Genomic DNA, 23,986 nt, shown 5'->3' with positions numbered 1-23,986 from the left:
ACAGGAGACTAGTGCTGTGTGGATTGGTGTAGTGTCACTGTTTCCCGAGATGTTCGAGGCGATTACTTGCCACGGCGTTACCGGGAGAGCGGTCGAGAAAGGCCAGGTGACGGTGGAGTTCTGGAATCCCAGGGACTATGCCACTGACCGTCATCGTACTGTGGATGATCGCCCCTATGGCGGAGGCCCCGGTATGTTGATGAAGGTTGACACCCTGCGCAGCGCCATTCATGACGCCCGTGCGCGTGCCGAGCAGGCCACTGGTCAGCGGCCGCGAGTGATCTACCTGTCCCCCCAGGGGCGCAGGCTTGATCAGAAGGGAGCGCAGAAGCTGGCTTCAGGTCCGCCTCTTGTCGTGGTGGCTGGACGTTATGAAGGCATCGATGAACGTGTGGTAGAAGCGGATATCGATGAAGAATGGTCCATTGGAGACTATGTGCTCAGCGGCGGTGAGCTGCCGGCCATGGTTCTGATCGACACGGCGGCAAGGTTGGTGCCTGGCGTATTGGGGCATCAGGATTCCGCGGTCGAGGACTCGTTCAATGATGGGTTGCTGGATTGCCCGCACTATACGCGCCCGGAGGTGATCGATGGGCGGCGGGTTCCGGAAGTCTTGCTCAGTGGTCATCATGGCAATATTCGCCGATGGCGCATGAAGCAGTCTCTAGGGCGCACCTGGTTGCGTCGGCCGGACTTGCTGGAAGGCAGGGAACTGGTACCGGAACAGCAAGCGTTGTTGAAAGAGTTCATGGACGAATACGCCGATCAGGCGGAGGTGCAATCCGCTTCCTCGGAAACAGGGCCGTCCTGAGTCTCGGGTTTCTGCGGATTTGCGTCACAAACCGACCCGCTCTCGTGCTGCGAGTGCCGGGATCACGACCCACCGGCATCCACTATCGATCGGTGAGTCACAACATTTTCAGGAGTTTGACGATATGAGCAGCAAGAACAAGGTGATCCAGGCACTCGAAGCCGAGCAGATGAGCAAGCAGGTACCTGACTTCGCTCCGGGCGACACCATTGTCGTTCAGGTCAAGGTCAAGGAAGGTAACCGTGAGCGCCTGCAGGCCTTCGAAGGCGTGGTCATCGGCAAGCGTAATCGCGGCCTGAACTCCGCTTTCACCGTGCGCAAGATTTCTCACGGTGTCGGCGTTGAGCGTACTTTCCAGACTTACAGCCCGCTGGTTGACTCCATTGCTGTCAAGCGTCGTGGTGACGTGCGTCAGGCCAAGCTGTACTACCTGCGTGAGCGTAGCGGTAAGTCTGCGCGCATCAAGGAAAAGCTGGCTTAAGGCTGCTGAATGCCTGATTGGGAGGGGCGCCTCATGGCGTCATGCTGATGCATCTGGTACTCCACTCATATCAGGGTTTCATGCTGCTTTGATTGACACCCCGTCACCGCTCTCTGCGGGGCGGGGTGTCTTGTCATGGAGCCGGGGAATGCCAAGGCGATAGTTGATGACCCAGCAAACAGCTGATGCTCTGATCGATACCTTTCTCGACGCTTTATGGCTTGAACAAGGTGCCAGCGAGCATACTCTGTCAGCCTATCGGCACGATCTGAATGCCTGGGCAGCTTATCTGGTTGAGCAGCAGGGTGGGGAACTGCTGAGCCCGGATGAGTCTCTATTGCCGCGATGGCTGAGTGAGCGCAGGGACAATGGTTACCAATTGCGCAGCAACGTGCGCCTGCTGGCAAGCCTCAGGCGTTTTTATCGCTGGGCACTGTCAGAAGGGTGTATCACTGAGGATCCGCTGACCGGGATCAAGCTACCACGGGTCAGGCCGTCGTTACCGGATACGCTCGAGGAGCAGGAAGTCGAGCGCTTGTTGGCAGCCCCGGAGCTGGATACTGCCATTGGCATGCGCGACCGGGCCATGTTGGAAGTCCTCTATGGTGCCGGGTTGCGGGTCAGTGAACTGGTCGGACTGACCACTGATGCCGTCAATTTGCGTCAGGGGGTGGTCCGGGTGCGCGGCAAGGGCGAAAAGGATCGGCTGGTGCCGCTTGGTGAAGAGGCTTCCCACTGGCTTGAGCGCTACATTCGTGAAGCGCGTGGTGCATTGATGATGGATATCACCAGGCCGGCGTTGTTCCCCGGGCGCCACGATGCGACCATGACTCGCCAGACATTCTGGTATCGGATCAAGCATTACGCCAAGGTGGCCGGCATTGACCGCCCATTATCGCCGCACACTCTGCGGCATGCATTCGCCACTCATTTATTGAATCATGGGGCGAACTTGCGTGTCGTACAGTTGCTGCTGGGACATGCTGACCTTTCGACAACCCAGATATACACACATGTGGCGCAGGCCAGATTGGAAGCCCTGCATGCCGACCATCATCCTCGAGGCTGATCTATGAATCGTACTCTTCCCGCTATGGCCGCCATGACCCTGGCCATCTCGATGTCCTGTGCAGGCTTGGCCCAGGCTGCCGTGCCCTCCAAGCTGCAGAATCTCGAGGTTGACGGCAAGGAGATGCCGGTCGAGGAAGTGCTCGAGTCTCCCATGGAAGGCCTCTATGAGGTTCATCTTACCAGTGGCGAGTCTTTCTACACCGACTCTGAAGGCAGCTATTTCCTGCTTGGTGATCTGTATGAGAATGGCCCCGAAGGCCTGGTCAATCTGTCCGAAAAAAAGCGTAACGAGCGCCGCGCCGACAGGCTGACTGCCATTGCGGACGACGATCAGGTCATTTACCGAGGGGCAGATGAACCCAAGGCGGTGATTCATGTGTTCACTGACACAACCTGCCCGTATTGCCGTAAGTTCCACGAGGAAGTCCCCAAGCTCAATGAAATGGGCATTCAGGTCAATTACCTGGCTTTCCCGAGAGGCGGCATGCTCAGCGAAGGAGCTCGTGAACTGACTCGAGTATGGTGCTCCGACAATCGCACGGAAGCTTTGACCGCAGCGAAGCAGGGAGAGGTTCCTGAAGAGGCGGCAAGCTGCGACAATCCCGTGGAGCAGCAATATCGCCTGGGATTGGAAATGGGTGTGCAGGGGACACCTGCCATCGTGCTGCCCGACGGTCGTCTGGTGCCAGGTTATGTGCCTGCTGATCGCCTGGCAGGCATGCTGGGCGTCAAGAGCTGACACTGATAGCGTTTCATACGACAAAAGAGCCTGGGATCTGCACCCAGGCCATGTCCTCGAGGGACATTTGCTGTGACACCTGCCGTAGGCAGAAACAACCAATTGAGGGAGAAACATCTTGAAACCGGTGAGAGTGGGAATCTGTGGCCTGGGTACCGTCGGAGGCGGAACCTTCAATGTCCTGACACGTAATGCTGATGAGATTGCGCGGCGTGCCGGGCGGCCCATTGTGATTGAGCAGGTTGCTCATCGTCGTCCCAACCCTGAATGCGACCTCACCGGTATTAATACCACCAACGATATCTTTGCCGTGGCGTCCAATCCCAACGTGGATGTCGTAGTGGAACTGATCGGTGGTTACGATGTGGCTCGTGATCTGGTGCTCACTGCCATCGAAAATGGCAAGCATGTGGTGACGGCCAACAAGGCACTGATTGCCGTCCACGGCAACGAGATATTCAAGGCAGCTCACAAGAAGGGCGTCATCGTGGCTTTCGAGGCTGCGGTGGCCGGAGGGATTCCGGTGATCAAGTCCTTGCGTGAAGGGCTTGGTGCCAACCGTATCAGTTGGGTTGCCGGTATCATCAATGGCACCGGCAACTACATCCTCACTCACATGCGTGATGAGGGGAGAACCTTCGAGGACGTACTGGCCGAGGCCCAGGCGCTGGGATATGCCGAGGCAGACCCAACCTTCGATGTCGAAGGCATCGATGCTGCCCACAAGCTGACCATTCTGGCCTCACTGGCCTATGGTGTTCCGCTTCAGTTCGACAAGGCCTACACCGAAGGCATTTCTCGAGTCACTGCGGAAGATGTCGAGCAGGCTGACAATCTGGGCTACATCATCAAGCACCTGGGAATCTCCAAACGTACTGATCATGGTCTGGAACTGCGCGTTCATCCGACCTTGATTCCCAAGGAGCGCCTGCTGGCCAATGTTCATGGGGTCAAGAATGCCATCGCTGTGATGGGCGATGCGGTGGGTCCGACGCTCTACTATGGTGCGGGTGCCGGCGCTGAGCCGACAGCTTCTGCGGTGGTGGCTGACCTGCTTGATGTGGCTCGTGATATTTCCACCGAGCACCGTTATCGTACGCCCTATCTGGCCTTCAGTGGCGTCGACGGTGACTGTGACTCGTTGCCGATCATGCCCATGGAAGATATCACCACGGCCTATTACCTGCGCCTGCTGGCCGTGGATCGGCCGGGTGTGTTGGCACGTGTCGCCACGATCCTTTCCGAGGAAGGTATCTCCATCGAAGCGTTGATCCAGCAGGAGGCAACCGAGGGTGAGCTGGTGCCGATCATCCTGCTGACCCATCGTACGCTGGAAAAGCACATGAACGAGGCCATTCGCCGTATCGAAGCTCTGGCCGATATCGCGGGTTCCGTCACTCGTATCCGCGTGGAAAGTCTCGACGAACAGGACTGAAGCCCGGTGACGCCGATGGCGTCACCTTCGCTGGATTCATAGGCCGCGGCCACCTGCCGCAGCAAGGAAGACAAGATGCGTTATATCAGCACTCGCGGGCAGGCGCCTGCACTTTCCTTCGAGGACGTTGTGCTCACCGGCATGGCATCCGATGGCGGTCTCTATGTGCCTGAGACCTTTCCGACCCTGAGCAAGGAAGACCTTGCCGAGATGGCCGGTCTGTCCTATGCCGAGATCGCCTTCCGGGTGATGAAACCCTTTGTTGGCGGCGAAATCGATGATGCCACCCTGCGTGGCCTGATCGAAGATGCTTATGCCACGTTCAGCCATGATGCCGTAGTGCCATTGAACCAGTTGGATGCCAACCACTTCCTGCTCGAGCTGTTCCATGGCCCGACCTTGGCATTCAAGGATGTTGCCTTGCAGCTGCTCGGCCGTATTCTCGACCACTTCTTGAAGAAGCGTGGCGAGCGTGCGGTGATCATGGGCGCAACCTCTGGTGACACCGGCTCTGCTGCCATCGAGGGTTGCCGTCACTGCGACAATCTCGACATCTTCATCCTCCACCCGCATAACCGAGTATCGGAAGTGCAGCGGCGCCAGATGACTTCCGTGCTGGCGGACAATGTCTTCAACATTGCCATCGAGGGCAACTTCGATGATGCCCAGGCCATGGTCAAGGCCAGTTTCGCCGACCAGAGTTTCCTCAACGGCACCCGCCTGGTCGCAGTGAACTCCATCAACTGGGCACGGATCATGGCCCAGGTGGTGTACTACGTGGCATCAGCTGTCGCGGTCGGCGCTCCCCAACGCGAAGTCAGCTTCTGTGTCCCTTCGGCCAACTTCGGCAACGTATTTGCCGGTTATGTGGCCCACCGCATGGGGTTGCCGGTCAAGCAATTCATCATTGCCACCAATGCCAATGACATCCTTCATCGCACCCTGGCCGACAATGATTTCTCCAAGAAGGAACTGCTGGCGACCCTGGCGCCCTCCATGGATATCGTGGTGTCGTCCAACTTCGAGCGCCTGTTGTTCGAAGCCTACGAGCGTGATGGCAATGCCGTTGCTGAACTGTTGATGCGTTTCCAGAATGAACCGACAGTGCTGGCAGAGGCTCCGCTGGCGCGCCTGCGTGGCAAGTTTTCCAGCCATAGCATCGATGATGCCACCATTCTCGAAGTGATTCGTGAAGCGCATCACCGGACTCAGGAAATTCTCGACCCGCATACCGCTACGGGGTACCGTGCAGCGGAGCGCGAGCGCAGCGATACTGCTACGCCGATGATCACGCTGGCAACGGCTCATCCCGCCAAGTTTGCCGAGGCAGTGGTCAAGGCCGGATTCCCAGGCGTGCCTCTGCCGCCACATATGGAAGACCTGCTGGAGCGGGAAGAGCGCTATAGTGTATTGCCAGCGGAACTCGGTGCGGTACAGGCCTATGTCGCCGAGCATCGTCGCAGCTGACCAGTACCGCGTTTGATGGGTGTTCCAAGACTTGGGTGCTTGCTTCAAGGACAAGGGAGGTTGTCGATGCGTCTGCTCGGTCGTAATAACTCGGTCAACGTCAAGAAGGTCATGTGGTGCGCTCATGAGCTTGGCTTGCAGCTGGAGCGCGCGGATATGGGAGGCCCCTTCGGAGGCCTCGACAGTACGGAGTATCAGGCGCTGAATCCCAACCGTCTGATTCCTGTTCTGGAAGATGGCGAGTTGGTTGTATGGGAGTCCAACGCCATTCTGCGTTATCTGCTGGCCACCTATGGTGATGGCAAGCTGGGTAGCCACAGCCCAGCCAGCCTGGCGCGCAGCGACATGTGGATGGACTGGGTCCTGTCCACCTTGTCCGGTCCTTTCCGCGATCTTTTCCAGAACAAGGTACGCAAGACTGAGGAGACTCGTGACCATGCTGCCATGGCCCGGGGTCTTGCTGTCACCGGTGAGAAGCTGGCTGTCGTCGACCATGTGCTGGCCGAGCAGGAGTGGTTGTCCGGCAATGAGTTTGCCATTGGCGATATTCCCATGGGGTGTTATGCCTACGGCTGGTTCAACATGGATATCGAACGCCCTGAGCTGCCGCATCTGGAAGCCTGGTATCAACGCCTGACGCAGCGTCCTGGTTACCAGACGCATGTCATGCTGCCGCTGACCTGAGTGACGCGCCGCCATGCGGCGCGAGCTGTAAGCTGTAAGTTTCAAGTATCCCGAACCCGGTCTCTTGTCTGTGATCCAGGGAGTGGCGCTGGACAACTCGCTACTCGACGATTGCGGCTTACGGCTTACGGCTTACGGCTTACGGCTTACGGCTTGAATTCCATTCCCAGAGAGAACCCCATGTCATCTTTGCCTGTCGCAGGGAATGAGACCTTTTCGCGTCCCTTGATTCTTGCTCGTCCATGTAATGAGGCGCTCTATCAGCGTGCTGTGGCGGCGGGGTTGACGGAGCTGCAGGCTCGAATACTAGCGGGGCGCTTGCGTGATTATGACGGTGATATTGAGCCCTTGGTGGATCCCGGTCTGCGTCATCTGGCACACCCTGAACGATTGGCAGATGGCTCTCGGGCGGCCGAGCGCATTGCTCGGGCGGTAGCGGAAGGCGAGCATATTGGCATTCTCACCGACTACGATGTGGATGGCATCACTTCCCATGTGGTGATTCGGCGTACGCTCAACGAATTATTCGGCGTACCTCAGCAGCGTCTGCATAGCTTGATCGGCCATCGTATCCATGATGGTTATGGCATCAGCATGCCGCTGGTGGAACGTACCCTGAAATTGTCTCCACGTCCCACCCTGGTCATCACTGCCGACTGTGGCTCATCCGATGAACCTCGTATCGCTCGGCTCAAGCAGGCCGGGATTGATGTCGTGGTCAGTGATCATCATGCGCTGCCCATCGAGGGGCCTCCTCCTTCTGCATATGCGACCGTCAATCCGACTCGCAGTGACTGCGGCTATCCGGATGCCACGATTGCCGGTTGCATGGTGGCCTGGTTGGTGATGTCGCTGGCCCGAGCAACCCTGATCGAGCAAGGGGGGCTAGAAGCGGATACGCCCAAGCTTTCTCCCTGGCTGTCTTATGTGGCCCTTGGCACCGTGGCCGACTGTGTCTCCCTGGGAGGCAGTGCCATCAATCGAGCGGTGGTGCGCCATGGCCTGACGTTGATCAATCGCATGAATGAGCCCTGCTGGCGAGCCATGGCTGAACGACTGGGGGCAGATAGTGTCCCCTTCAATGCGGAGACGCTGGGTTTCCAGATGGGCCCGCGTATCAATGCCCGTTCTCGCCTGGACGACCCTTATGCTGCGCTACACTTCATGCTGGCTGGCAGTGATGATGTCGCTCACAGGCATCTGGCTGTACTGGATGATGATAACCAGGCGCGCAAGGCCATCGAAGCTGATATGGTCGAAAATGCCAAGGTCCTGGCGAAATCTGCATTGCTCGAGGATGCGCCAGCTATCGTGGTGTATCTGGAAGATGGACATCCTGGTGTGCAGGGGATCGTGGCTTCGCGCCTGGTGCAGGCCTATGGGCGGCCTACGCTGGTTCTGACACCCGCTGCCGAGGTTGGCATGCTGACAGGTTCTGGCCGCTCGATAGAGCAGCTTCATCTGCGCGATGCCTTGCAGCGTACCCATGAACTGGCGCCGGAGGCATTGCCGCGCTTTGGTGGGCATCGTGGCGCTGCGGGTGTCGGCGTTCCCTTGCCATGCCTCGACGACTTCCGCCGGGCCTTTCTCCAGGCAGTCGGGGAGCAACTGGAGGGCATTGAACTGGCTCCCAGGATATATACCGATGGTGAGCTGAGCATCGCTCAGCTGGATCTTGCCACCCTGGATGAAATCGAAGCTCTGGGTCCCTACGGGAGAGAATTCGAATCTCCCTTGTTCGAAGGCGAGTTTATCATTGAGCGATTGCGGCCAGTGGGGGATGGCAGCCATTTGATGATGGAATTGTCTCAGGGGCGGATGAGCTGGAAGGCCATCTGGTTCCGAGCATTGGTGCCAGGCGAACTGCCATCCTTCTCGGAAGGTGACACCTTGCGCTGCGCCTACAAGCTCAATCGCAACCGATACCGTGGTCGTGAGTCCTTGCAACTGATGATCGAGCATGGCGAGACCTGCTAGTGCAGGTAGCCAGTACTGATAGCCTTGGCATATGGCCTAAGCTGTGGACATGCAGGTAAAGATTTCATCATTGCTGGCGCAGAGGAGGCGACCATGCCTCAACTTAATGCCGTGCTGGAAACGGCGCTCTATGTAGCAGATATGTCTCGTGCTCGCGCTTTTTTCGAGGAAGTGATGGGCCTGTCTCCCTTTACTGCAGATCATCGCTTCACTGCCTATGAGGTAGGGCCCTCCGTACTGCTGCTTTTCCTGGAAGGAGAAACCCGGGAAACCGTTGTCCTGCCCCAGGAGAGGGGGACGATTCCACCTCATGATGGTAATGGGCCGGTGCATATGGCGTTTTCCATCGATGCAGATGGCCTGCAGGACTGGGAGCAGGCCCTCACCGCTCATGGCGTGACCATCGAAGGGCGCACCCATTGGTCCAAGGGCGGTGAGAGTCTGTATTTTCGTGATCCCGACGGGCATCTGTTGGAGTTGGCTACGCCGGGTATCTGGCCAAACTATTAGGCTTTCCAGATAAAGCCCGGCTTTCCCCTATCAATGGCTCAGCCAGAACCACCAGACGATCAGGGCAATCAAGCCAAATCCGGCAAGGGTAATGATCAGGCTCATGAGTTTCCCTCCGTGCGTTGGCCGATGCGTGCCAGACGCAGGCGGTTGGCGTTACCGACCACGGTAACCGATGACAGTGACATGGCCGCTCCAGCAATCACGGGTGACAACAGCATGCCAGTGAACGGGTAGAGCACCCCCGCTGCAATAGGTATGCACAAGGTGTTGTAGCCCAGGGCTCCCCACAGGTTCTGCTTGATATTGGATAGTGTTGCCCGGCTGATCTCAATGGCATCCGCAATGCCATGAAGGGAGGAGCGCATCAGGGTAATGCCAGCACTTTCGATGGCGACATCACTGCCTTGAGCCACGGCGAAGCCGACATCGGCCCGGGCCAGTGCCGGAGCGTCATTGATACCATCGCCGACCATGCCGACCACTTCTCCGTTACGCTGCAGACGCTCGATTTCGCTGTGCTTGTCTTCTGGCGTCAGGTCGGCCTTGATCATGTCGATACCGACCTGGGCACCGATGGCTTGTGCAGTAGCGGCGTTATCTCCCGTCAGCATGACGACCTTGAGGCCTTCCTTCTGTAGTCGGGAAATCGCTTCCTGGCTGTCGGCACGCAGCGGATCCTGAATGGCAAAGGCGGCTGCCAGTTGTCCATCAATAGCCAGGTAGACCAGGCTGCGAGCCTGGGATTCCCAGCGCTCACGGTCTTCACCAAGGGCGGCCAGGTTGGCGCCAGCATCCTGTATCAGGCGCTCATTACCCAAGGCCAAGGCGTGTCCCGCGCTGTCCCGAGCGGTCACGCCTCGTCCGGTTACACTCTGAAAGTCACTGATCTCTGATGCAGTAGCTGTCCCGCCAAGGATGTTCGTTGCGTGCTGGATCAACGCTTCGCCAAGGGGGTGCTCGGAGCGACTTTCCAAGGCGGTAACCAGGCTCAGCAGCTCACGCTCGTTTCCTTGCACAATACGGCTGTCGGTGACTTGAGGTTTACCCTCGGTGAGGGTACCGGTCTTGTCGACCACCAGGGTCGTGATCCGGCTGGCCGTCTGCAGTGCATCGCCAGAACGTATCAGCACTCCATGCTCGGCGGCCTTGCCCACACCAATCATGGTAGATAAGGGGGTCGCCAGGCCCAGGGCACAGGGACAGGCAATGATCAGGACAGTGGTCGCTGTGACCAGCATATGAATGACCCGTGGTTCGGGCCCGAAGTGATACCAGGCCAGGGCGGTCAGTACCGCCAGAATCATCACGCTGGGTACGAACACGGCCGACACCCGGTCTGCCAGGTTGCCAATCGGAGGCTTGGAACCCTGGGCCGTGGCGACCTGCTCGGTGATGCGCCCGAGGCGAGTATCGGCACCCACGCGTGTCGCCCGATAGAGTAGGGACCCTCGGCCATTGACAGTGCCTGCGTTGACCTCGTCGCCAGGGCTGCGCAACACAGCCAAGGGCTCACCAGTGAGCATGGACTCATCGATATGGCTTTGCCCTTCGACCACTTCGCCATCAACGGGCAGACGCTCCCCTGGGCGTACTCGAACCATGTCACCTTCCGTGACATCGTCGATAGGCAGATCGATTTCCTTGCCATTGCGTACGACGCGAGCGCTCTGGCTCTGAAGGTCAAGCAGGCGGTGCAGGGCTTCTGATGTCTTGCCTTTCGCCTTGAGCTCCAGGGCATGACCCAGAAGAACCAGGCCAATGATCATGGCAGAGGCTTCGAAATAGAGACCATGGGCCATCTTCGGCAGCCAGGGAGCTGCAACCACCACGGCCATGGAATACAGCCAGGCGGCCCCGGTGCCAATGGCAATCAGGGTATCCATATTGGCCTGGTGATGGCGGGCAGCTTTCCAGGCATTGGTGAAAAAATGTCTGCCGGGGCCAGCCAGGATGGCCAGTGTGGCCAGACCGACTGCTCCCCAGCCAATACGTGCCATGCCAATGGGAGCGGGGTGATACAGCAGCATGCTGATCATCAGAGGTATGGCCAGGGCCAGAGACAGCAGACTACCACGCAGCATGCGCTGATATTCACGTTGGTTATGCTCGACGCGACGTTGCTCTGCCTGGCGCAGATCGACGATGGGCTCTGCACTGTAACCGGTCGCCTCTACCGCCTGTATCAAGGCGCCACTGTCGGCAGAGCCGCGTACCCGGGCGCTATGGGATGCGAAGTTGACCTCGGCTTTTTCTACCCCAGGAACAGCGGACAGTGCCTTTTGCACACTGGCAACACAGCTGGCGCAGGTCATTCCCTGAATCGACAGGCGCTGGGTGGAAGAGGCGGTCTCACTCAATTTCTGCTGGAATTGTCCCTTGCCTGACGGCGACGGCAAAGAGCTGTCTGCCTCGGACATGACCTCAGCAGCACCTCCATCATCTTCTTCGACGGGGTAATCAACACCTTCAGCAGGGTAGCCAGCGTCACGCAGGATCGCATCGAGCTGATCATCGGATAACTGCGTTGCGACCTCCAGACGCCTGGTGTCAGGCATGCCCTCCACCAAGGCAGAGTCATCGGCAGCAGTGATGGCCTTGCGCATCCGACCGACGCAGCCTTGGCAGCTCATTCCCGGGACATGACGAATCTTGGGGGCTGGTGCATTCATGCGTCTTCCTCCTGTGACGGCGTCGGCACGCTTTCGATCAAGCGGCAAAGGCTATGTCCATCGGGAACACCGTCGGGCATCTTTTCCCAGTTTTTCATGGCCTGCTCCATGCGCGAGGCCAGTTCCTCAAGCTCACGAATACGGCGGCGGATCTGAGGTAGGCGGGCGGCCAGCAGATCTCGCACCATGGGGCAAGGCGAGTCACCATGGGCGGCGTGATCGAGGATGTCGTGGATTTCGGACAAGCTGAAGCCCAGGGTCCGGGCACGCTGGATGAAGTCGAGGCGTTCCAGGTCCTGGCGGTCATAGTGGTGATAGCCATTACCAGGATCTCGGCTTGGTGCCAGCAATCCTTCTCGGGTGTAGTGACGTACTGTTTCAGCAGTCACGCCGGCCTGGCGTGCGAGTTCACTGACTTTCATCTACCTCTCCTCTTTATTGAGGAATGTATTGATGAGAAACGCGTTGATGAGAAGTGTGGATACAAGGTGCAGTGTAAAACCTTTGAGTAACACAAAGGTCAAGGCGTTTTTTTATCAGCATGATTTAATATATGAATGTCGGTAACTATTTGAATTTAATGAAAGGTGGTGTGGCGTTTGACCAAAGTATGAGCAAATATGGGTTTCAAACGAACGTTTGCCCTTGAACTCTCCACGTCTATCGCAAACACTCATTACAAGCCGTAACCTGTGGAGCGGGTGCGCGGTTGAACAACACGATAACGACCAGCTTGCTGATATAGGACGTCGAGATAATGCACAACAAGTTCAAACCTCTCACCCTCGCCATCGCAGCGGCTGCCACCGCTGTTTCCTCCCAGGCCATGGCTGGCGCCTTTCAGTTGAACGAGCAGAGCGTCAGTGGACAGGGCACCTCATTCGCCGGACGTGCTTCGACGGTCAATGATGCTTCTATCGTCTATGGCAACCCAGCGGGGATGTCCTTCCTCGATGAGGCCCAGATCACGGGTGGTGTGGCCTATCTGATGCCGAGTTCGGATATCGATAATGCTTCTGGCACTGCCACCGGCAACAATGACGGCGATATGGTGCCGGACAAGGCGATTCCCTTTGCGTATTACGTACAACCAATCAATGACCATCTGCACTTCGGCCTGGGGGTTTATGCGCCTTTCGGCTTGATTACCGACTACGAGTCAGACTTCCAGGGGCGCTACTTTGGCGATTACAGCCATGTTGAGGTTGCCACTATTCAGCCGACCATCTCGATCAAGTTCAGTGATCAGGTATCTGCTGGTTTCGGCGTGACCTACAACCGTATTGAAGGCAAGCTGGGCTCCCGTACGCCTGGTGGTGCTACCGTCGTGAACCCGGATGGCAGTACCTCGGTAGCTGGGGATGGCCGAGTGGTGGTTGATGGTGACGATGAAGCCTGGGGCTTTACCTGGGGTCTGATGTACAAGCCCTGGGAGCGCACGACATTCGGCCTTGCCTATCACTCCGAGGTGGATTACGACCTCGAGGGGGATGCCTCCTTCGAGAATCAGGTTGTCCCATATGACCATCCCGTTCTCGGCACGATTCCCGTTTCGGCTTCACTGAGTACAGATGCTTCCCTCGGGGTAAGCCTGCCGGCCACTTGGGATCTGTCGGTGACCCACGAGTTGAACGACAAGTGGACGCTGATGGGCGGTGTGACACGGGTCGAGTGGAGTAGCTTCGATGAACTGGTGGTCAAGAATGACATTCGCCAGATTGAAGAAGTCCAGAACTATAAGGACAGCATGCAATATGCCGTGGGTGCCAGCTACAAGGCAAACGACCAGTGGGTGTTCCGTGGTGGCGTGGCCTATGATGAATCGCCCATTCGAGATGAAGACCGTACCGTTCGTGTGCCGTCCGGTGATCGTATGATCTATTCTCTTGGCGCGGGATGGACACCGGTCCAGAACCTGACGGTGGATGTGGCCTACACCTATCTCGACGAGAGTAGCGCCGAGCTGTCCCAGGAAGATCCGTTGCGTGGCAGCTACAAGGCAGATTACGACAACTCTGCCCATGGCTTTGGTGCCCAGGTCACTTATCGTTTCTGATTCTGGCCGAATCGCTGGTTGAAGATAAAACCCTCTTTCGCAGAGGGTTTTATCGTTTGTGGCGAACCACTGTCGTTTCCGGAAGATACGGAGGGTCTAGAAGATCTAGAAGGTCAACTCCAGACCTGCATAAAAGGAGCGGTCAGGAGCTGGTTCGAAGTAGCGATCATTATTGGCGTTGATGCGGACGTTGGCGTAGTAAGCTTCATCGAACAGGTTGCGAATCCCGATGTAGCCGGACACAACGTTACCGGAAGACAGACGCCAGCCGTCTCCGGCTCGCAGGTTGACCAGCCAGTAGTCGTCGACATCCACCTGATTGGCATTGTCAGCCACCATGTCACCGACATACTGGGTTTCCAGAGTGGCAAAGCGGCGTGCGGCACCGCTGCCTTGGCCAAACCAGGTCAGTTGGGTATTCCAGGTGGTCTCCGGCAAGCCGGGCAGACGCTTGCCATCGAGGTCGGAGCCGGACACATGATCGAAGCGATAGCGCGCCAGTGTCAGGGCCGAGTCCAGGCGCAGGCTATCCAGTGGCTGCCAGCCTAGTGCGACTTCGATACCATCACGAGACGTATCGCCAGCATTGTCATAGAAAGTGCGGCCGCTGCTGCCTTCATAGGGGACCAGCTCATCCTTGACGTCAATGGAGAACAGGGCCACGTCGTAATCCAGACCACCCAGGCTGCCCCGGGCCCCCAACTCTCTGCTCCAGGCGCGTTGTGGCTCGATATCTGGATTGAAACCGCCGGTGCCATCAGGGTTGGCGAATTCGGAGAAGGTAGGGGTTTCGAATGCCGTACTGGTATTGGCGTATAGCTGATGATAAGGCAGGTAGCGATAACTGATGCCCAGGCTGCCGTTGGTTTCATCGAAGGTGCGCTTGCCGCTCTGGTCGCCGTCGTCCTGATAGTCGTCGTCCACTTCCAGCTCGACATGATCGAAGCGTCCTCCCAGCGATAATGTCCAGGCATCACTCAAGGCCAGGTCTCCCTGGGCGAAAAGCCCCAGCGAGTCGGCGCTCTGAGTCTCGTTGGCAACTTCTCCCAGGTCACTGCCATCGAAGGCGATCTCACGACGGTGGCGGTCGTCTTCCTGGTGGGCAACGTCCATGCCGAACATGACATCCAGCGGTCGCTCACCCAGGTGCAGACGCTGGTGGTACTCTGCGCTGCCGCCATAGTAGTTGCGCTTGTAGTCGATCAAGCTGTCACCGGGGTAGGGCAGTTGTTGCTCAAAGTCTCGCCAACTGGTGAAGCCTCGTAGATAGAGCGCTCCAGGGCCGAAGGCCAAGTCTTCATAATGCAGCCCAATCACCTGCTGATCGACCGTCTGGCCAGTATCATAGTCCTTGGTAAAACGGCCAGCCTGACGCGGATCGTCGTCAGCCTGCTCTCGGGTCAGGCCACCAGGATCTTCGGCAACAGGGTTATCGAGCAGGTTGAGGGTAAGGCCTACGGCTCGGTCGGCATCCAACTGATAGCGCAACTTGGCATCAAACAGTGCCTTCTCGACCCGGCTGTGGTCCCGATAACCATCGAGTTGTAGCCAGGAGGCACTGATGTGGTGGGACCAGGGACCATTTTCGCCACCATTCTGTACGGCCAGCTTTGCATAGCCGTCACTACCTCCGCTGGCATGCAGTCGCGTGGTAGAAGGGCCTTCCCCCCGACCATCTGCGGTTGTCACAGAGACCACGCCCCCTGCTGCGTTACCGTACTGTACTGCCGCGGGACCACGGATCACTTCGATCTGGCGTGCACTGTCCAGATCGATGGCATCCAGTTGAGCCTGGCCGTCAGGCAAAGTATAGGGAATGCCATCCATCAGGATGGTGATACCACGCACACCAAAAGGGGCCCGGGCACCAAAACCCCGAATGGAAACCCGCTGCCCTTGAGCGAAATTATCACGATTCTGAATGAACAAACCTGGCACCAGAGCCAGGGATTCATCGAGACGAACCCGTTGCTGGCCCTGGCTGATGGCCTGTTCATCGACTTCGGATACGGCCATGGGGGTGGTGTAGAGTTCGCGATACAGGCGTGATGCTTCGACCGTGACGGGTGTCAGCTCGGTGGCATGGTCGGGAAGTGCCTGTGCCAGGGTGTGAGAGGAACCCAGGACAATGGCGGGAGCCACTAGAGTGATGAGCGGGCGGGGCATGAGCATCCTTTCATGAGGGCAAGCAGAGAATGTCAGCGCATTCTAGAAAAGATGCATATTATCCTCCACTCAATATCGCCCACGCAGTAAATGCTATAGCGGAATGATCAACTAAAAGTCGCTAGGCAGTCGAGGATACTTGGCATAATGTCGAAGACTTGCTGCCACTAAAAATTATCTTATTCCATGAAACATGAACGCTTGAGCCTGTTTCAGTTGCTGATCGTGCTGTTGTCCATTTATGTCATCGGCGCCATGGTGGTTCAGTCTTTATATGAGCTACCGGAAGAAATCGATAGGCTGATCGACAAGCTGGATGTATTGGTCTGCATCTTCTTTTTTGCTGATTTTGTGGTTCGTTTTCGGGCCGCCGAGAGCAAGTGGCGTTTCATGCGCTGGGGGTGGATCGATCTGCTGGCGAGCATCCCTGTGGGCTATTTCTATGCCGGGCGTGCGTTGAGGGTCATTCAGGTCATCCGGTTGCTGCGGGCATTCAAGTCGATGCATGCGATCTGGGAGCTGCTGTTTCGCAACAAGGCCAAGGGCATCTTTGCCTCTGTCGCCTCGGCGTCGATTGTACTGATCATCATCGGTTCCACGGTGATTCTGCTGGTCGAGGGACCGAATCCAGGAAGCTCCATCAACACGGCCGAGGAGGCAATCTGGTGGTCCATTGTCACCGTGACGACGGTGGGATATGGCGATTACTACCCTGTCACCACCCTGGGTCGGGTCGTGGCCATCATGCTGATGGTTGCGGGAGTCGGATTGTTCGGTAGCTTTGCTGCTTATGTTGGTTCGTTGTTCGTGGATGAACAGGAAGATGAAAGTGGGCGCTTGCACCGGGCCAACCGCCAGATGATGCGGGAGCTTTACAAGGAAATTATCGAGTTGCGTCAGGAAGTGTCCTTGCTGCGTGATGAACTGGCTGTGCAGCGAGGTGGCAGGGAAGAAGACCGGGCATTAGCAAGAGAGGCAGCAGTGCGCTTGCCTGCAGGCAAGGAAGAAGACGACACCTGACAGTCGGCAAGTCTCAGTGATAACACGCAATGGCCCGGGCATCACTGCCCGGGCCATCGTTAGTACGACACACACTGAAACGACATCTGTCAGGGTTGCGCCAGTGCTGCCCTTTGCCGACCCTCGACACGATGTTTCAGCTCTTGTTCACCGACAATCTCCAGGCTGCCTCCTTGGGTGCGGGCAGAGCGCCCCCAGTCTTCGAGAAGCTCTATGCTGGCATGGTCAATGTAATGGAGCTGATCCATGCAGATGCGCAAGTGAGTGCTCGGTTCGATATCGGCAAGGACCTTGGCCAGACGTGGCACACGCAGGAAAGTGGCTGTGCCGCTCAGGTGCAGTTCGGCCCGGTTGGCATCCGTCGTTATCAGCCTGGTGTGGATCTTCGAAGCGCTCCACAACAGCTTCAGCAAGGTCAGTGCAAAGCCTACCAGTACCCCGGTCAGCAGATCAGTCGCAACGATGCATAGTGCTGTCGCGACATAGATCAGTGGGGGGATACGCCCATACTGGCCAAGGTTGCGAATCGCCTTGGGGTCGACCAGCTTGAATCCGGTGTAGACCAGCACACCGCCAAGGCTGGCGATAGGGATGCTCTGCAACACGCTGGGTAACAAGGAAACCAGCGCCAGTAGCCAGAGGCCGTGGAGAATGGCAGAGGTCCGACTGCGTGCACCTGCCTGGACATTGGCTGAGCTGCGCACGATGACGCCGGTCATCGGCAAGGCACCCAAGGCGCCACACAGCATATTGCCGATGCCCTGCGCCGAGAGTTCACGATTGAACTGTGAACGTGGTCCAGAATGCATTCGGTCGACGGCAGCTGCCGACAGCAATGTCTCGGCGCTGGCGATGAAGGCGAGAGCTAGAGCGGCAACCAGCAATTGTGGGTCGGCCAGGCTGCCAAGGCCCTGTGGGGTAATCCAGTCGATGGCATCACCCAGGTTGGCAGGCAATTCTACACGCTTGATCGGCAGTGCCAGCCATAGGCTGAACAGTGTCGCCAAGCTAACGCCGACCAGTGCCCCGGGCAAGAAACGCAAAGCCTTGGGGCGATAACGCTCCCATAGCCATATGCTGGCGATCGTGCCAATACCGACCAATCCCGCAAGTGCACTGCCTTTACCAGTCAAACTGAAAGCTTCCATCAGCGCTCCAGGAAAGGCGAGCAGGTTATCCAGGCCAGACGCCAGGGGAGCTGCATCGAACATCACATGGAGCTGGGATAGCACGATGAGGATACCGATACCTGCCAGCATGCCGGATACCACAGCCGGGGCCGTGACCCGGAACCAGCCTCCCAGGCGCAACAGGCCAGCCAGTAGTTGAATGAATCCTGCCAATAGCAGCACAGGGCCGAGGACTGCCATGCCATAGGTGCGAACCAGTTCGAATACCAACACGGCGAGACCGGCTGCCGGTCCACTGACCTGTAGAGGTGAGCCAGAAAGGAAACCGACGATGAGTCCACCAATGATACCGGTGATCAGGCCCTTGGCTGGGGGCATGCCCGAAGCGATGGCAATGCCCATGCACAGAGGGAGTGCAACAAGAAAGACCACGACAGAGGCCATTGCGTCTTGCGGTAGAGTGCGAAACATCTTCATGAGGCTTTCTCCAGAGCCGATGAATGTCAGGGGCTACGGTGATTGCGCAGAGTTTCAGGCATTGGCATAACGTGGCTGCGGTGTCGCAGAAGGAACTTCGTTGCCATCCAATGGCAGGAAGCGGCGTTTGGCTGCGTCATAGGCGCGGATGGTGCAGCTTTCTATGTCATACACCCAGCCGTGGATGTTGAGCTGGCCACTGGCCAGGCGAGCAGCGACAGATGGGTGGGTGCGTAGATGGTCGAGCTGAGCTACGACGTTTTCTTCGGTCAACACGCCCAGGGTGTCGTGGTCCGCGCAACCGCAGTTGGTCTCTACCACGCTGCGAGCGACTTCGGTATGACGCAACCAGGCCTTGACGGTCGGCATGCCGTCAAGGCTGGTTGGATTGAGCACGGCTTTCATCGCACCACAGTCGGAATGACCACAGATGATGATGTGTTTCACACCCAGGCTGAGCACGGCGTACTCGATAGCGGTGGATACTCCACCATTCATTTGGCCATAAGGCGGGACGACATTGCCGACGTTGCGTGTAACGAACAGGGTACCGGGTGCGCTTTGGGTGATCAGTTCCAGTGCGATACGTGAGTCGGCACAGGTAATGACCATGACGTGTGGTTGCTGTGCCTTGGCCAGGCGCTTGAAGAGTGTCTGTTGTTGCGGATAGACATTCTGGCGAAAGCTCTGAAAGCCCTGAATGATATCCTGCAGAGCTGCGTCAGCGTTGCGAGATTCGTCGATTGGATTCCGTTCATGATCTTGCATTGTCATGCTTCCTTTCATTGGTGGATGTGGCGATATTGGTCATGACGAATGTGACAGCGAAGATTCCCTCTCAATATGCCACTCGTCAGAGGTTATATGGTCGCGATAAGTTGATGGTGCTTACGATAGTTGTTGTTCTTGGTGTATATAAAAAAATAGTCGTATCCTTATAACTATTGGATACGACTATACGTCTTTATCGACTCCGATGACGTCAAAGGTATTTCTATCAATGTACAATTCGATTTCCTGATGTTGAGAATTGTATCCTTCGACTTCTATACGGCCTGTGCAATCAACTTCTATAGATGAAATTTCATCCAGTTCAGATTGCTGGGCAGCATCCAGGGCCTGAATGACTTCATCCTGACTCAGGCTCCATTCGGGGGTCTCGCTCTTGCGCTGTTGCTCTTTCAATATGCGGCTGTCACTCAGTGACAGGTCGATATCCAGATGCCAGCCATCCTCTCGCCAGCCTTCCACGTCGAAACGATCTTCATCATCAACTTCAAGTTCTTCGAAACGCGTGAAACCGTAGCTCTTGGCATCCTGTAACAGGTGTTCAATATCAGCGCGGCTGGCACTGCTGTCGGCATTCGCCATAGTGGAAATCGATAGGGTCAGGGCGATAAGCCCAGTGGCCAGGATTTTATTCATGATGACATATCCTTGTGTCAGCGAGTCTGGCTGCTACATTCCTTCGTTTATGTTTTATTGCTCATGATATGTGTTGGTAGCATGGCTTCTTGATAGTGTGGCATTCCCTTTTTCAGGAAAACTGACATTTGCATTAATGTTTCATTAACTCCAGGAGCATTTCAGCAAAACGATACCTTATATGGAATAACAAACAATATCCCGGATATATGGAGCTTCTGGCTTTTCAGGGCCACTCCCGCAGCGAGCGATGTCTGCTACGGAAGTGAGTCTTCCCAGTATCAATTAATGATATTCAGCTGTATGGCGAGGCCATATCCGAGTGCATCAGGGATGCTTGATCTCATATTGGCCTTCCCATACCTGAGACGAGTGATTTGAAGATGGCCGGGAGGAATATCCAGGGGTGACATCCTCGGCCTGTTCTGCCCGCAGATTCTCCATGCGGCGTTTCACTCGGTGGCGAATCAGCGGTATCAGGGCCAGGCCAATCAGGGAGAAAATCAGCCCCAGTATCCCCGCGACCAGCAAAGTGAACAGACAGGCAATCCAGGCCAATGTCATTCGGAGGACACCAGGTCGCCTCATGGGACGAGTCGACTGGCGAACTTTTTCCTGCCAACGCTTGGCCTGGTGCCAAGCGCTGTTCTCGCGGTATTCATCAGCGTGAGTGAAACGTTCTTCATTAATCATCGTATTCGACTCCAGCAACTTCGAATGTGTCGCGGTTCAGGTGTATCTCGATTTCCTGGTGGTCCGTACCGTAACCGTCCACTTCGATATGGGATTGATTGGCGTCGAGACCGACGATAAGCTCCAGGCCTTCGTTCTGTGCTCTGTCCAGAGCCTTGCTGACTTCATCGCCGCTCAGACTCCAGTCAGGAATCTGGCTCTGACGCTGCTGCTCTCGCAGGAGATTGCCGTCATTGAGTGCCATATCGACGTCGAGCCTCCAGCCGTCCTTGCGCCAGCCTTCGATCTCGAACTGGCCGTCGTCGACACCGAGTTCGTCGTAATTGGTGAATCCATAGTCGCTGGCACTCTGCAACAGACGGTTCAACTCTTCCCGGGAGATGCCTTTGTCATCCGCCAGGGCAGCGGTGCTCACTGTGCCGGAGAGCGTCAGGGCGGCAAGGCTGTAACTCAACGTCTTTTTCATAGTGCTACTCCCTCTGGGGCCTGCTACATATGGGTCGCCTGTGGTGTGCACTGTTGAGGCGTGCACTATTGGGCGAATGAGGCCATCCTCTCAGAGTCGACCTGTCACTAAGCTGACAGTGATATTCATGCTTCATTCATCTTGGCTGGGCGACACTACATGCTATGAAAATACTGGTTCGAACTACCGTTGCTGTGTGCTTGCTTGCGGTTCTGTGGGCTGTCAGCTGGGTGGTCATGAGTCCTGCAGGCACTGGTCAGGAAGCACATTCAGTCAGTGAAGAAGTGACGAGTGATTCCACAACAGAAAGCCGGAATGACTCCGATGTCATGCTCCATATCGATGACGATGACGCAGATGAATGGAAGGACCTCCACCAACAGGTGGCGGATGGCCATCTGGTGGGACTGCCTCAGATACTCGACTGGCTGGAAGCGCATTACGAAGGCCAGGTGCTTGAGGTAGAGCTGGAGCGCGATGACGGTGAGATCACCTACGAAGTCGAGATGGTTGGACCGAACGGGCAGATTGTGGAGTTTGAATTTGATGCTGTCAGCGGCGATCTTATCGGCATCGAAGGCGTCGGCATCCGGGAGATGCAAAAGACAGCCCCAGGAGCCAATCAATAAGGAAAGCCGATGAAGATCTTGTTGATAGAGGATGATCAGGCGCTAGGCGAAGCCTTGGCTGAATCGCTCAAGGATGGCGGGCTGCTGGTGGAACTGGCTGCTACAGGCGGGGATGGAGACTTTCTGTTGCGCACTGAGCGTTACGATGCGGTGGTGCTTGATCTTGGCCTGCCTGACGGTGATGGCACCCGCTGGTTATCCCAATGGCGTGAGGATGGCATCGATCTTCCGGTGCTGGTGCTTACTGCCAGGGAGCGCTGGTCGGACAAGGCGGCGGGCTTTTCCGCCGGCGCCGATGATTATGTGACCAAACCCTTCGAGACGGCTGAAGTGCTGTTCCGCCTGCGTGCCCTGGTTCGCCGTAGCCATGGCCATGCTCATCCAGTGCTCAGTGCGGGAGACCTCAATTTCGATACGCATACGGGCAGTGTCACCTTGGCCGGGCGCCCGGTGACGCTGACTGCCCAGGAGTCCCGCCTGCTGGCCTATCTGATGCATGCCCAGGAGCGTGTCGTCAGCCGTGCCGAGTTGTCCGAGCATGTCTATGACCGTGACCATGAGCCGGATTCGAATGTCATCGATGTGCAGATCAGTCGCCTCCGGCGCAAGCTGGGAGGTGAACGTATCCAGACATTGCGCGGCCAAGGCTACCGCCTGGTGGCTGTTGATTCTGCGGCAGGGTGAGTGTGTCCAAGCGTATTTCCATGCGAAAAGTGTCCGCCAGGGCTGGTAACTGGACCCTAGCACGGCGCTTGATCGTTGCCTCCATCGTCCTGGTACTGGTGATTGTGCCCATCGTTGGCCTGGGACTGTCGTTCAGCTTTCGTGAGTCTGCTTCGGCTTCGTTCGATGAGCGATTGGCTTCCATGCACAAGGTGCTGTTGGCCTCCTTCGAGTTGGATCCTGCCACCGGAGCCCTTACCCTCAACGACCGCATGGCCGACTCCCGCTTCGAGCAGGTCTATTCCGGCTGGTACTGGCAGGTCAGTGATGGTGACGCCTTTACTCGCACCTCTCGGTCGTTATGGGATCAGAGATTGCCACTGGGACGTACCTCCGGAGTTAGCTGGAGGACGATCAAAGGTCCGCGCGGGCAGTCACTGCGTATGGTGGAACAGACATTGCTGGTGCCAGGGCAGAAGAAGCCAGTGCATGTCAGCCTGGCAGTGACTCGCCGGGAACTGACTGCCGAAATGGCCCGTTTTGAATGGCTGCTATGGTTATCGCTGGTAGCCCTGAGTGTCTTGCTGCTGAGTGGCCTGGTGTTGCAGATTCGCTGGGGGCTTGCACCGTTACGTGCGTTGCATGACGACCTTGCTGCGGTGAAGTCGGGGGACCGTGAACGCCTTGAAACCCAATTGCCAGGTGAGCTGGGCGAACTGGCGACGACCATGAATGAAGTGCTTGATCATGACCGTCGCCTGATCGAACGCGGGCGCGCGGCAGCTGGCAACTTGGCACATGCACTCAAGACGCCGGTCAGCGTGCTTCAGGCTCAGGCTGACCGTCTGCCTGAAGCGGCACGGCGCCAGGTACGGGAAGAGGTCTCTCGCATTGATGCCGCAGTGCGCCATCATCTGGCCCGGGCGAGTGCAGCAGGAAGTGCCGCGTTGACCGCCAGTATCGACGTCGAAAAGGTGTTAGCCCCGGTCGTGGGTGGACTTGCGCGCCTGGCAGAGCGTCGCGGAAAGCATCTGGAGCGGAACTTCCTTCCTGGTCTGATGCTGCGTGTCGATCCTCAGGACCTTCAGGAACTGACAGGCAACCTGCTTGAGAATGCCCTTGACTGGGCTTCCGGTCGGGTTGAGTTGAGTTTTCGTCTGCAAGGCGATGGCGCCTGCCTGTTGCTGGAAGATGATGGCCCGGGGATGACTGAGGAGCAACGCCAGGCTGTGCTGGCCCGAGGGGTTCGCCTGGATGAGAAACGTCCTGGCAGCGGACTGGGGCTGGCCATCGTCGAAGATCTGGTGACGCTGTATGGTGGTTGCCTGGCCTTGGGAGAGGCCAGTCTCGGCGGGCTTTCCGTAGAGGTATGGTTGCCAGGAGCGCGTTGTGCATGAGCGCAGACCTTGCGATG

General features: G+C 57.2%; 22 protein-coding genes. 14 read left to right on the top strand and 8 right to left on the bottom strand.

Annotation, left to right across the window (positions count from 1 at the left end):
* Positions 1 to 16 precede the first annotated feature (16 nt).
* From trmD to Q1K07_RS12640, 9 genes are all read left to right on the top strand, one after another.
* Positions 17 to 811 (top strand): tRNA (guanosine(37)-N1)-methyltransferase TrmD, encoded by a 795-nt coding sequence (gene trmD / locus Q1K07_RS12680; RefSeq protein WP_300311330.1) that lies wholly within the window; start codon positions 17 to 19, stop codon positions 809 to 811.
* A 124-nt stretch (positions 812 to 935) separates the two neighbouring features.
* Positions 936 to 1,292, top strand: coding sequence for a 50S ribosomal protein L19 (gene rplS, locus Q1K07_RS12675; RefSeq protein ID WP_149286447.1), 357 nt, complete (start codon positions 936 to 938; stop codon positions 1,290 to 1,292).
* A gap of 166 nt (positions 1,293 to 1,458) precedes the next feature.
* Positions 1,459 to 2,361: a site-specific tyrosine recombinase XerD gene (xerD, locus tag Q1K07_RS12670; RefSeq protein ID WP_300311327.1), complete on the top strand. Its 903-nt coding sequence runs from the start codon at positions 1,459 to 1,461 to the stop codon at positions 2,359 to 2,361.
* 3 nt (positions 2,362 to 2,364) lie between these two features.
* The gene (locus Q1K07_RS12665) at positions 2,365 to 3,102 is read left to right on the top strand and encodes a DsbC family protein (protein WP_300311325.1); all 738 of its coding nucleotides are present in this window, start codon (positions 2,365 to 2,367) and stop codon (positions 3,100 to 3,102) included.
* A gap of 118 nt (positions 3,103 to 3,220) precedes the next feature.
* Positions 3,221 to 4,537, top strand: a complete 1,317-nt coding sequence (locus tag Q1K07_RS12660; protein ID WP_300311323.1) for a homoserine dehydrogenase — start codon at positions 3,221 to 3,223, stop codon at positions 4,535 to 4,537.
* Between the two features lie 75 nt (positions 4,538 to 4,612).
* Positions 4,613 to 6,004, top strand: a complete 1,392-nt coding sequence (thrC, locus tag Q1K07_RS12655) for a threonine synthase (protein ID WP_300311321.1) — start codon at positions 4,613 to 4,615, stop codon at positions 6,002 to 6,004.
* Between the two features lie 66 nt (positions 6,005 to 6,070).
* Positions 6,071 to 6,688, top strand: a complete 618-nt coding sequence (locus Q1K07_RS12650; protein ID WP_300311319.1) for a glutathione S-transferase — start codon at positions 6,071 to 6,073, stop codon at positions 6,686 to 6,688.
* A 180-nt stretch (positions 6,689 to 6,868) separates the two neighbouring features.
* On the top strand, positions 6,869 to 8,665 hold the full coding sequence (locus Q1K07_RS12645; RefSeq protein WP_300311317.1) for a DHH family phosphoesterase: 1,797 nt from the start codon (positions 6,869 to 6,871) through the stop codon (positions 8,663 to 8,665).
* Between the two features lie 93 nt (positions 8,666 to 8,758).
* The gene (locus Q1K07_RS12640; RefSeq protein ID WP_300311315.1) at positions 8,759 to 9,175 is read left to right on the top strand and encodes a VOC family protein; all 417 of its coding nucleotides are present in this window, start codon (positions 8,759 to 8,761) and stop codon (positions 9,173 to 9,175) included.
* Positions 9,176 to 9,276: 101 nt separating this feature from the next.
* Here Q1K07_RS12640 and Q1K07_RS12635 read toward each other — a convergent pair whose 3' ends face one another.
* Both Q1K07_RS12635 and Q1K07_RS12630 read right to left on the bottom strand, forming a co-directional pair.
* A complete protein-coding gene (locus tag Q1K07_RS12635) occupies positions 9,277 to 11,847 on the bottom strand; it encodes a heavy metal translocating P-type ATPase (protein WP_300311313.1) in 2,571 nt (856 codons plus the stop codon).
* On the bottom strand, positions 11,844 to 12,269 hold the full coding sequence (locus tag Q1K07_RS12630) for a MerR family transcriptional regulator (RefSeq protein WP_300311311.1): 426 nt from the start codon (positions 12,267 to 12,269) through the stop codon (positions 11,844 to 11,846). Before Q1K07_RS12630 ends, Q1K07_RS12635 begins: the two co-directional genes overlap by 4 nt.
* A gap of 335 nt (positions 12,270 to 12,604) precedes the next feature.
* Between Q1K07_RS12630 and Q1K07_RS12625 the strand changes: the two genes are divergently transcribed.
* The gene (locus Q1K07_RS12625) at positions 12,605 to 13,903 is read left to right on the top strand and encodes an outer membrane protein transport protein (RefSeq protein ID WP_300311309.1); all 1,299 of its coding nucleotides are present in this window, start codon (positions 12,605 to 12,607) and stop codon (positions 13,901 to 13,903) included.
* Positions 13,904 to 14,008: 105 nt separating this feature from the next.
* On the opposite strand, the gene Q1K07_RS12620 is transcribed toward Q1K07_RS12625, so the two are convergent.
* On the bottom strand, positions 14,009 to 16,069 hold the full coding sequence (locus Q1K07_RS12620) for a TonB-dependent receptor (RefSeq protein WP_300311307.1): 2,061 nt from the start codon (positions 16,067 to 16,069) through the stop codon (positions 14,009 to 14,011).
* 201 nt (positions 16,070 to 16,270) lie between these two features.
* On the opposite strand from Q1K07_RS12620, the gene Q1K07_RS12615 reads away from it, so the two are divergent.
* Entirely contained in the window at positions 16,271 to 17,089 is an 819-nt protein-coding gene (locus tag Q1K07_RS12615; protein ID WP_300311305.1) for an ion transporter, read from the top strand.
* Between the two features lie 89 nt (positions 17,090 to 17,178).
* On the opposite strand, the gene Q1K07_RS12610 is transcribed toward Q1K07_RS12615, so the two are convergent.
* The 5 genes from Q1K07_RS12610 to Q1K07_RS12590 all read right to left on the bottom strand — a co-directional run bounded on the left by Q1K07_RS12610 (position 17,179) and on the right by Q1K07_RS12590 (position 21,280).
* A complete protein-coding gene (locus Q1K07_RS12610; RefSeq protein ID WP_300311303.1) occupies positions 17,179 to 18,696 on the bottom strand; it encodes a SulP family inorganic anion transporter in 1,518 nt (505 codons plus the stop codon).
* Between the two features lie 54 nt (positions 18,697 to 18,750).
* Complete coding sequence (locus tag Q1K07_RS12605; RefSeq protein WP_300311301.1) at positions 18,751 to 19,464, bottom strand: carbonic anhydrase; 714 nt, start codon at positions 19,462 to 19,464, stop codon at positions 18,751 to 18,753.
* A gap of 186 nt (positions 19,465 to 19,650) precedes the next feature.
* Positions 19,651 to 20,121 carry a PepSY domain-containing protein gene (locus Q1K07_RS12600; protein WP_300311299.1) on the bottom strand — a complete coding sequence of 157 codons (471 nt, stop codon included), beginning with the start codon at positions 20,119 to 20,121 and terminating at the stop codon, positions 19,651 to 19,653.
* Positions 20,122 to 20,448: 327 nt separating this feature from the next.
* The gene (locus Q1K07_RS12595) at positions 20,449 to 20,814 is read right to left on the bottom strand and encodes a hypothetical protein (RefSeq protein ID WP_300311298.1); all 366 of its coding nucleotides are present in this window, start codon (positions 20,812 to 20,814) and stop codon (positions 20,449 to 20,451) included.
* Positions 20,807 to 21,280, bottom strand: coding sequence for a PepSY domain-containing protein (locus tag Q1K07_RS12590; RefSeq protein WP_300311297.1), 474 nt, complete (start codon positions 21,278 to 21,280; stop codon positions 20,807 to 20,809). Before Q1K07_RS12590 ends, Q1K07_RS12595 begins: the two co-directional genes overlap by 8 nt.
* Before the next feature lie 329 nt (positions 21,281 to 21,609).
* On the opposite strand from Q1K07_RS12590, the gene Q1K07_RS12585 reads away from it, so the two are divergent.
* The 3 genes from Q1K07_RS12585 to Q1K07_RS12575 are packed head-to-tail and all read left to right on the top strand — an operon-like array spanning position 21,610 to position 23,969.
* Positions 21,610 to 21,909, top strand: coding sequence for a PepSY domain-containing protein (locus Q1K07_RS12585; RefSeq protein ID WP_300311296.1), 300 nt, complete (start codon positions 21,610 to 21,612; stop codon positions 21,907 to 21,909).
* Positions 21,910 to 21,918: 9 nt separating this feature from the next.
* Entirely contained in the window at positions 21,919 to 22,593 is a 675-nt protein-coding gene (locus tag Q1K07_RS12580) for a response regulator transcription factor (RefSeq protein ID WP_149286426.1), read from the top strand.
* Positions 22,594 to 22,613: 20 nt separating this feature from the next.
* The gene (locus tag Q1K07_RS12575) at positions 22,614 to 23,969 is read left to right on the top strand and encodes a HAMP domain-containing sensor histidine kinase (protein WP_300311295.1); all 1,356 of its coding nucleotides are present in this window, start codon (positions 22,614 to 22,616) and stop codon (positions 23,967 to 23,969) included.
* Positions 23,970 to 23,986: the final 17 nt, after the last annotated feature.

The sequence above is a fragment of the Halomonas sp. genome, from assembly GCF_029263665.1.
Classification (GTDB): domain Bacteria; phylum Pseudomonadota; class Gammaproteobacteria; order Pseudomonadales; family Halomonadaceae; genus Halomonas.
Note: the sequence above shows the minus strand (reverse complement) of the source record. Positions and strands in the feature narration are given on the sequence as shown.

Excerpts from the sequence above, each read along its gene's own strand:
- Q1K07_RS12650 (WP_300311319.1), top strand. The coding sequence starts at position 6,071 with ATGCGTCTGCTCGGTCGTAATAACTCGGTCAACGTCAAGAAGGTCATG.
- Q1K07_RS12645 (WP_300311317.1), top strand. The coding sequence starts at position 6,869 with ATGTCATCTTTGCCTGTCGCAGGGAATGAGACCTTTTCGCGTCCCTTG.
- Q1K07_RS12600 (WP_300311299.1), bottom strand. The coding sequence starts at position 20,121 with ATGAATAAAATCCTGGCCACTGGGCTTATCGCCCTGACCCTATCGATT.
- Q1K07_RS12580 (WP_149286426.1), top strand. The coding sequence starts at position 21,919 with ATGAAGATCTTGTTGATAGAGGATGATCAGGCGCTAGGCGAAGCCTTG.
- Q1K07_RS12575 (WP_300311295.1), top strand. The coding sequence starts at position 22,614 with ATGCGAAAAGTGTCCGCCAGGGCTGGTAACTGGACCCTAGCACGGCGC.
- Q1K07_RS12595 (WP_300311298.1), bottom strand. The coding sequence starts at position 20,814 with ATGATTAATGAAGAACGTTTCACTCACGCTGATGAATACCGCGAGAAC.
- Q1K07_RS12630 (WP_300311311.1), bottom strand. The coding sequence starts at position 12,269 with ATGAAAGTCAGTGAACTCGCACGCCAGGCCGGCGTGACTGCTGAAACA.
- Q1K07_RS12610 (WP_300311303.1), bottom strand. The coding sequence starts at position 18,696 with ATGAAGATGTTTCGCACTCTACCGCAAGACGCAATGGCCTCTGTCGTG.
- xerD (WP_300311327.1), top strand. The coding sequence starts at position 1,459 with ATGACCCAGCAAACAGCTGATGCTCTGATCGATACCTTTCTCGACGCT.
- Q1K07_RS12590 (WP_300311297.1), bottom strand. The coding sequence starts at position 21,280 with ATGAAAAAGACGTTGAGTTACAGCCTTGCCGCCCTGACGCTCTCCGGC.
- Q1K07_RS12665 (WP_300311325.1), top strand. The coding sequence starts at position 2,365 with ATGAATCGTACTCTTCCCGCTATGGCCGCCATGACCCTGGCCATCTCG.
- Q1K07_RS12625 (WP_300311309.1), top strand. The coding sequence starts at position 12,605 with ATGCACAACAAGTTCAAACCTCTCACCCTCGCCATCGCAGCGGCTGCC.
- Q1K07_RS12635 (WP_300311313.1), bottom strand. The coding sequence starts at position 11,847 with ATGAATGCACCAGCCCCCAAGATTCGTCATGTCCCGGGAATGAGCTGC.
- thrC (WP_300311321.1), top strand. The coding sequence starts at position 4,613 with ATGCGTTATATCAGCACTCGCGGGCAGGCGCCTGCACTTTCCTTCGAG.
- Q1K07_RS12585 (WP_300311296.1), top strand. The coding sequence starts at position 21,610 with ATGCTCCATATCGATGACGATGACGCAGATGAATGGAAGGACCTCCAC.
- rplS (WP_149286447.1), top strand. The coding sequence starts at position 936 with ATGAGCAGCAAGAACAAGGTGATCCAGGCACTCGAAGCCGAGCAGATG.
- Q1K07_RS12620 (WP_300311307.1), bottom strand. The coding sequence starts at position 16,069 with ATGCCCCGCCCGCTCATCACTCTAGTGGCTCCCGCCATTGTCCTGGGT.
- Q1K07_RS12640 (WP_300311315.1), top strand. The coding sequence starts at position 8,759 with ATGCCTCAACTTAATGCCGTGCTGGAAACGGCGCTCTATGTAGCAGAT.
- Q1K07_RS12605 (WP_300311301.1), bottom strand. The coding sequence starts at position 19,464 with ATGCAAGATCATGAACGGAATCCAATCGACGAATCTCGCAACGCTGAC.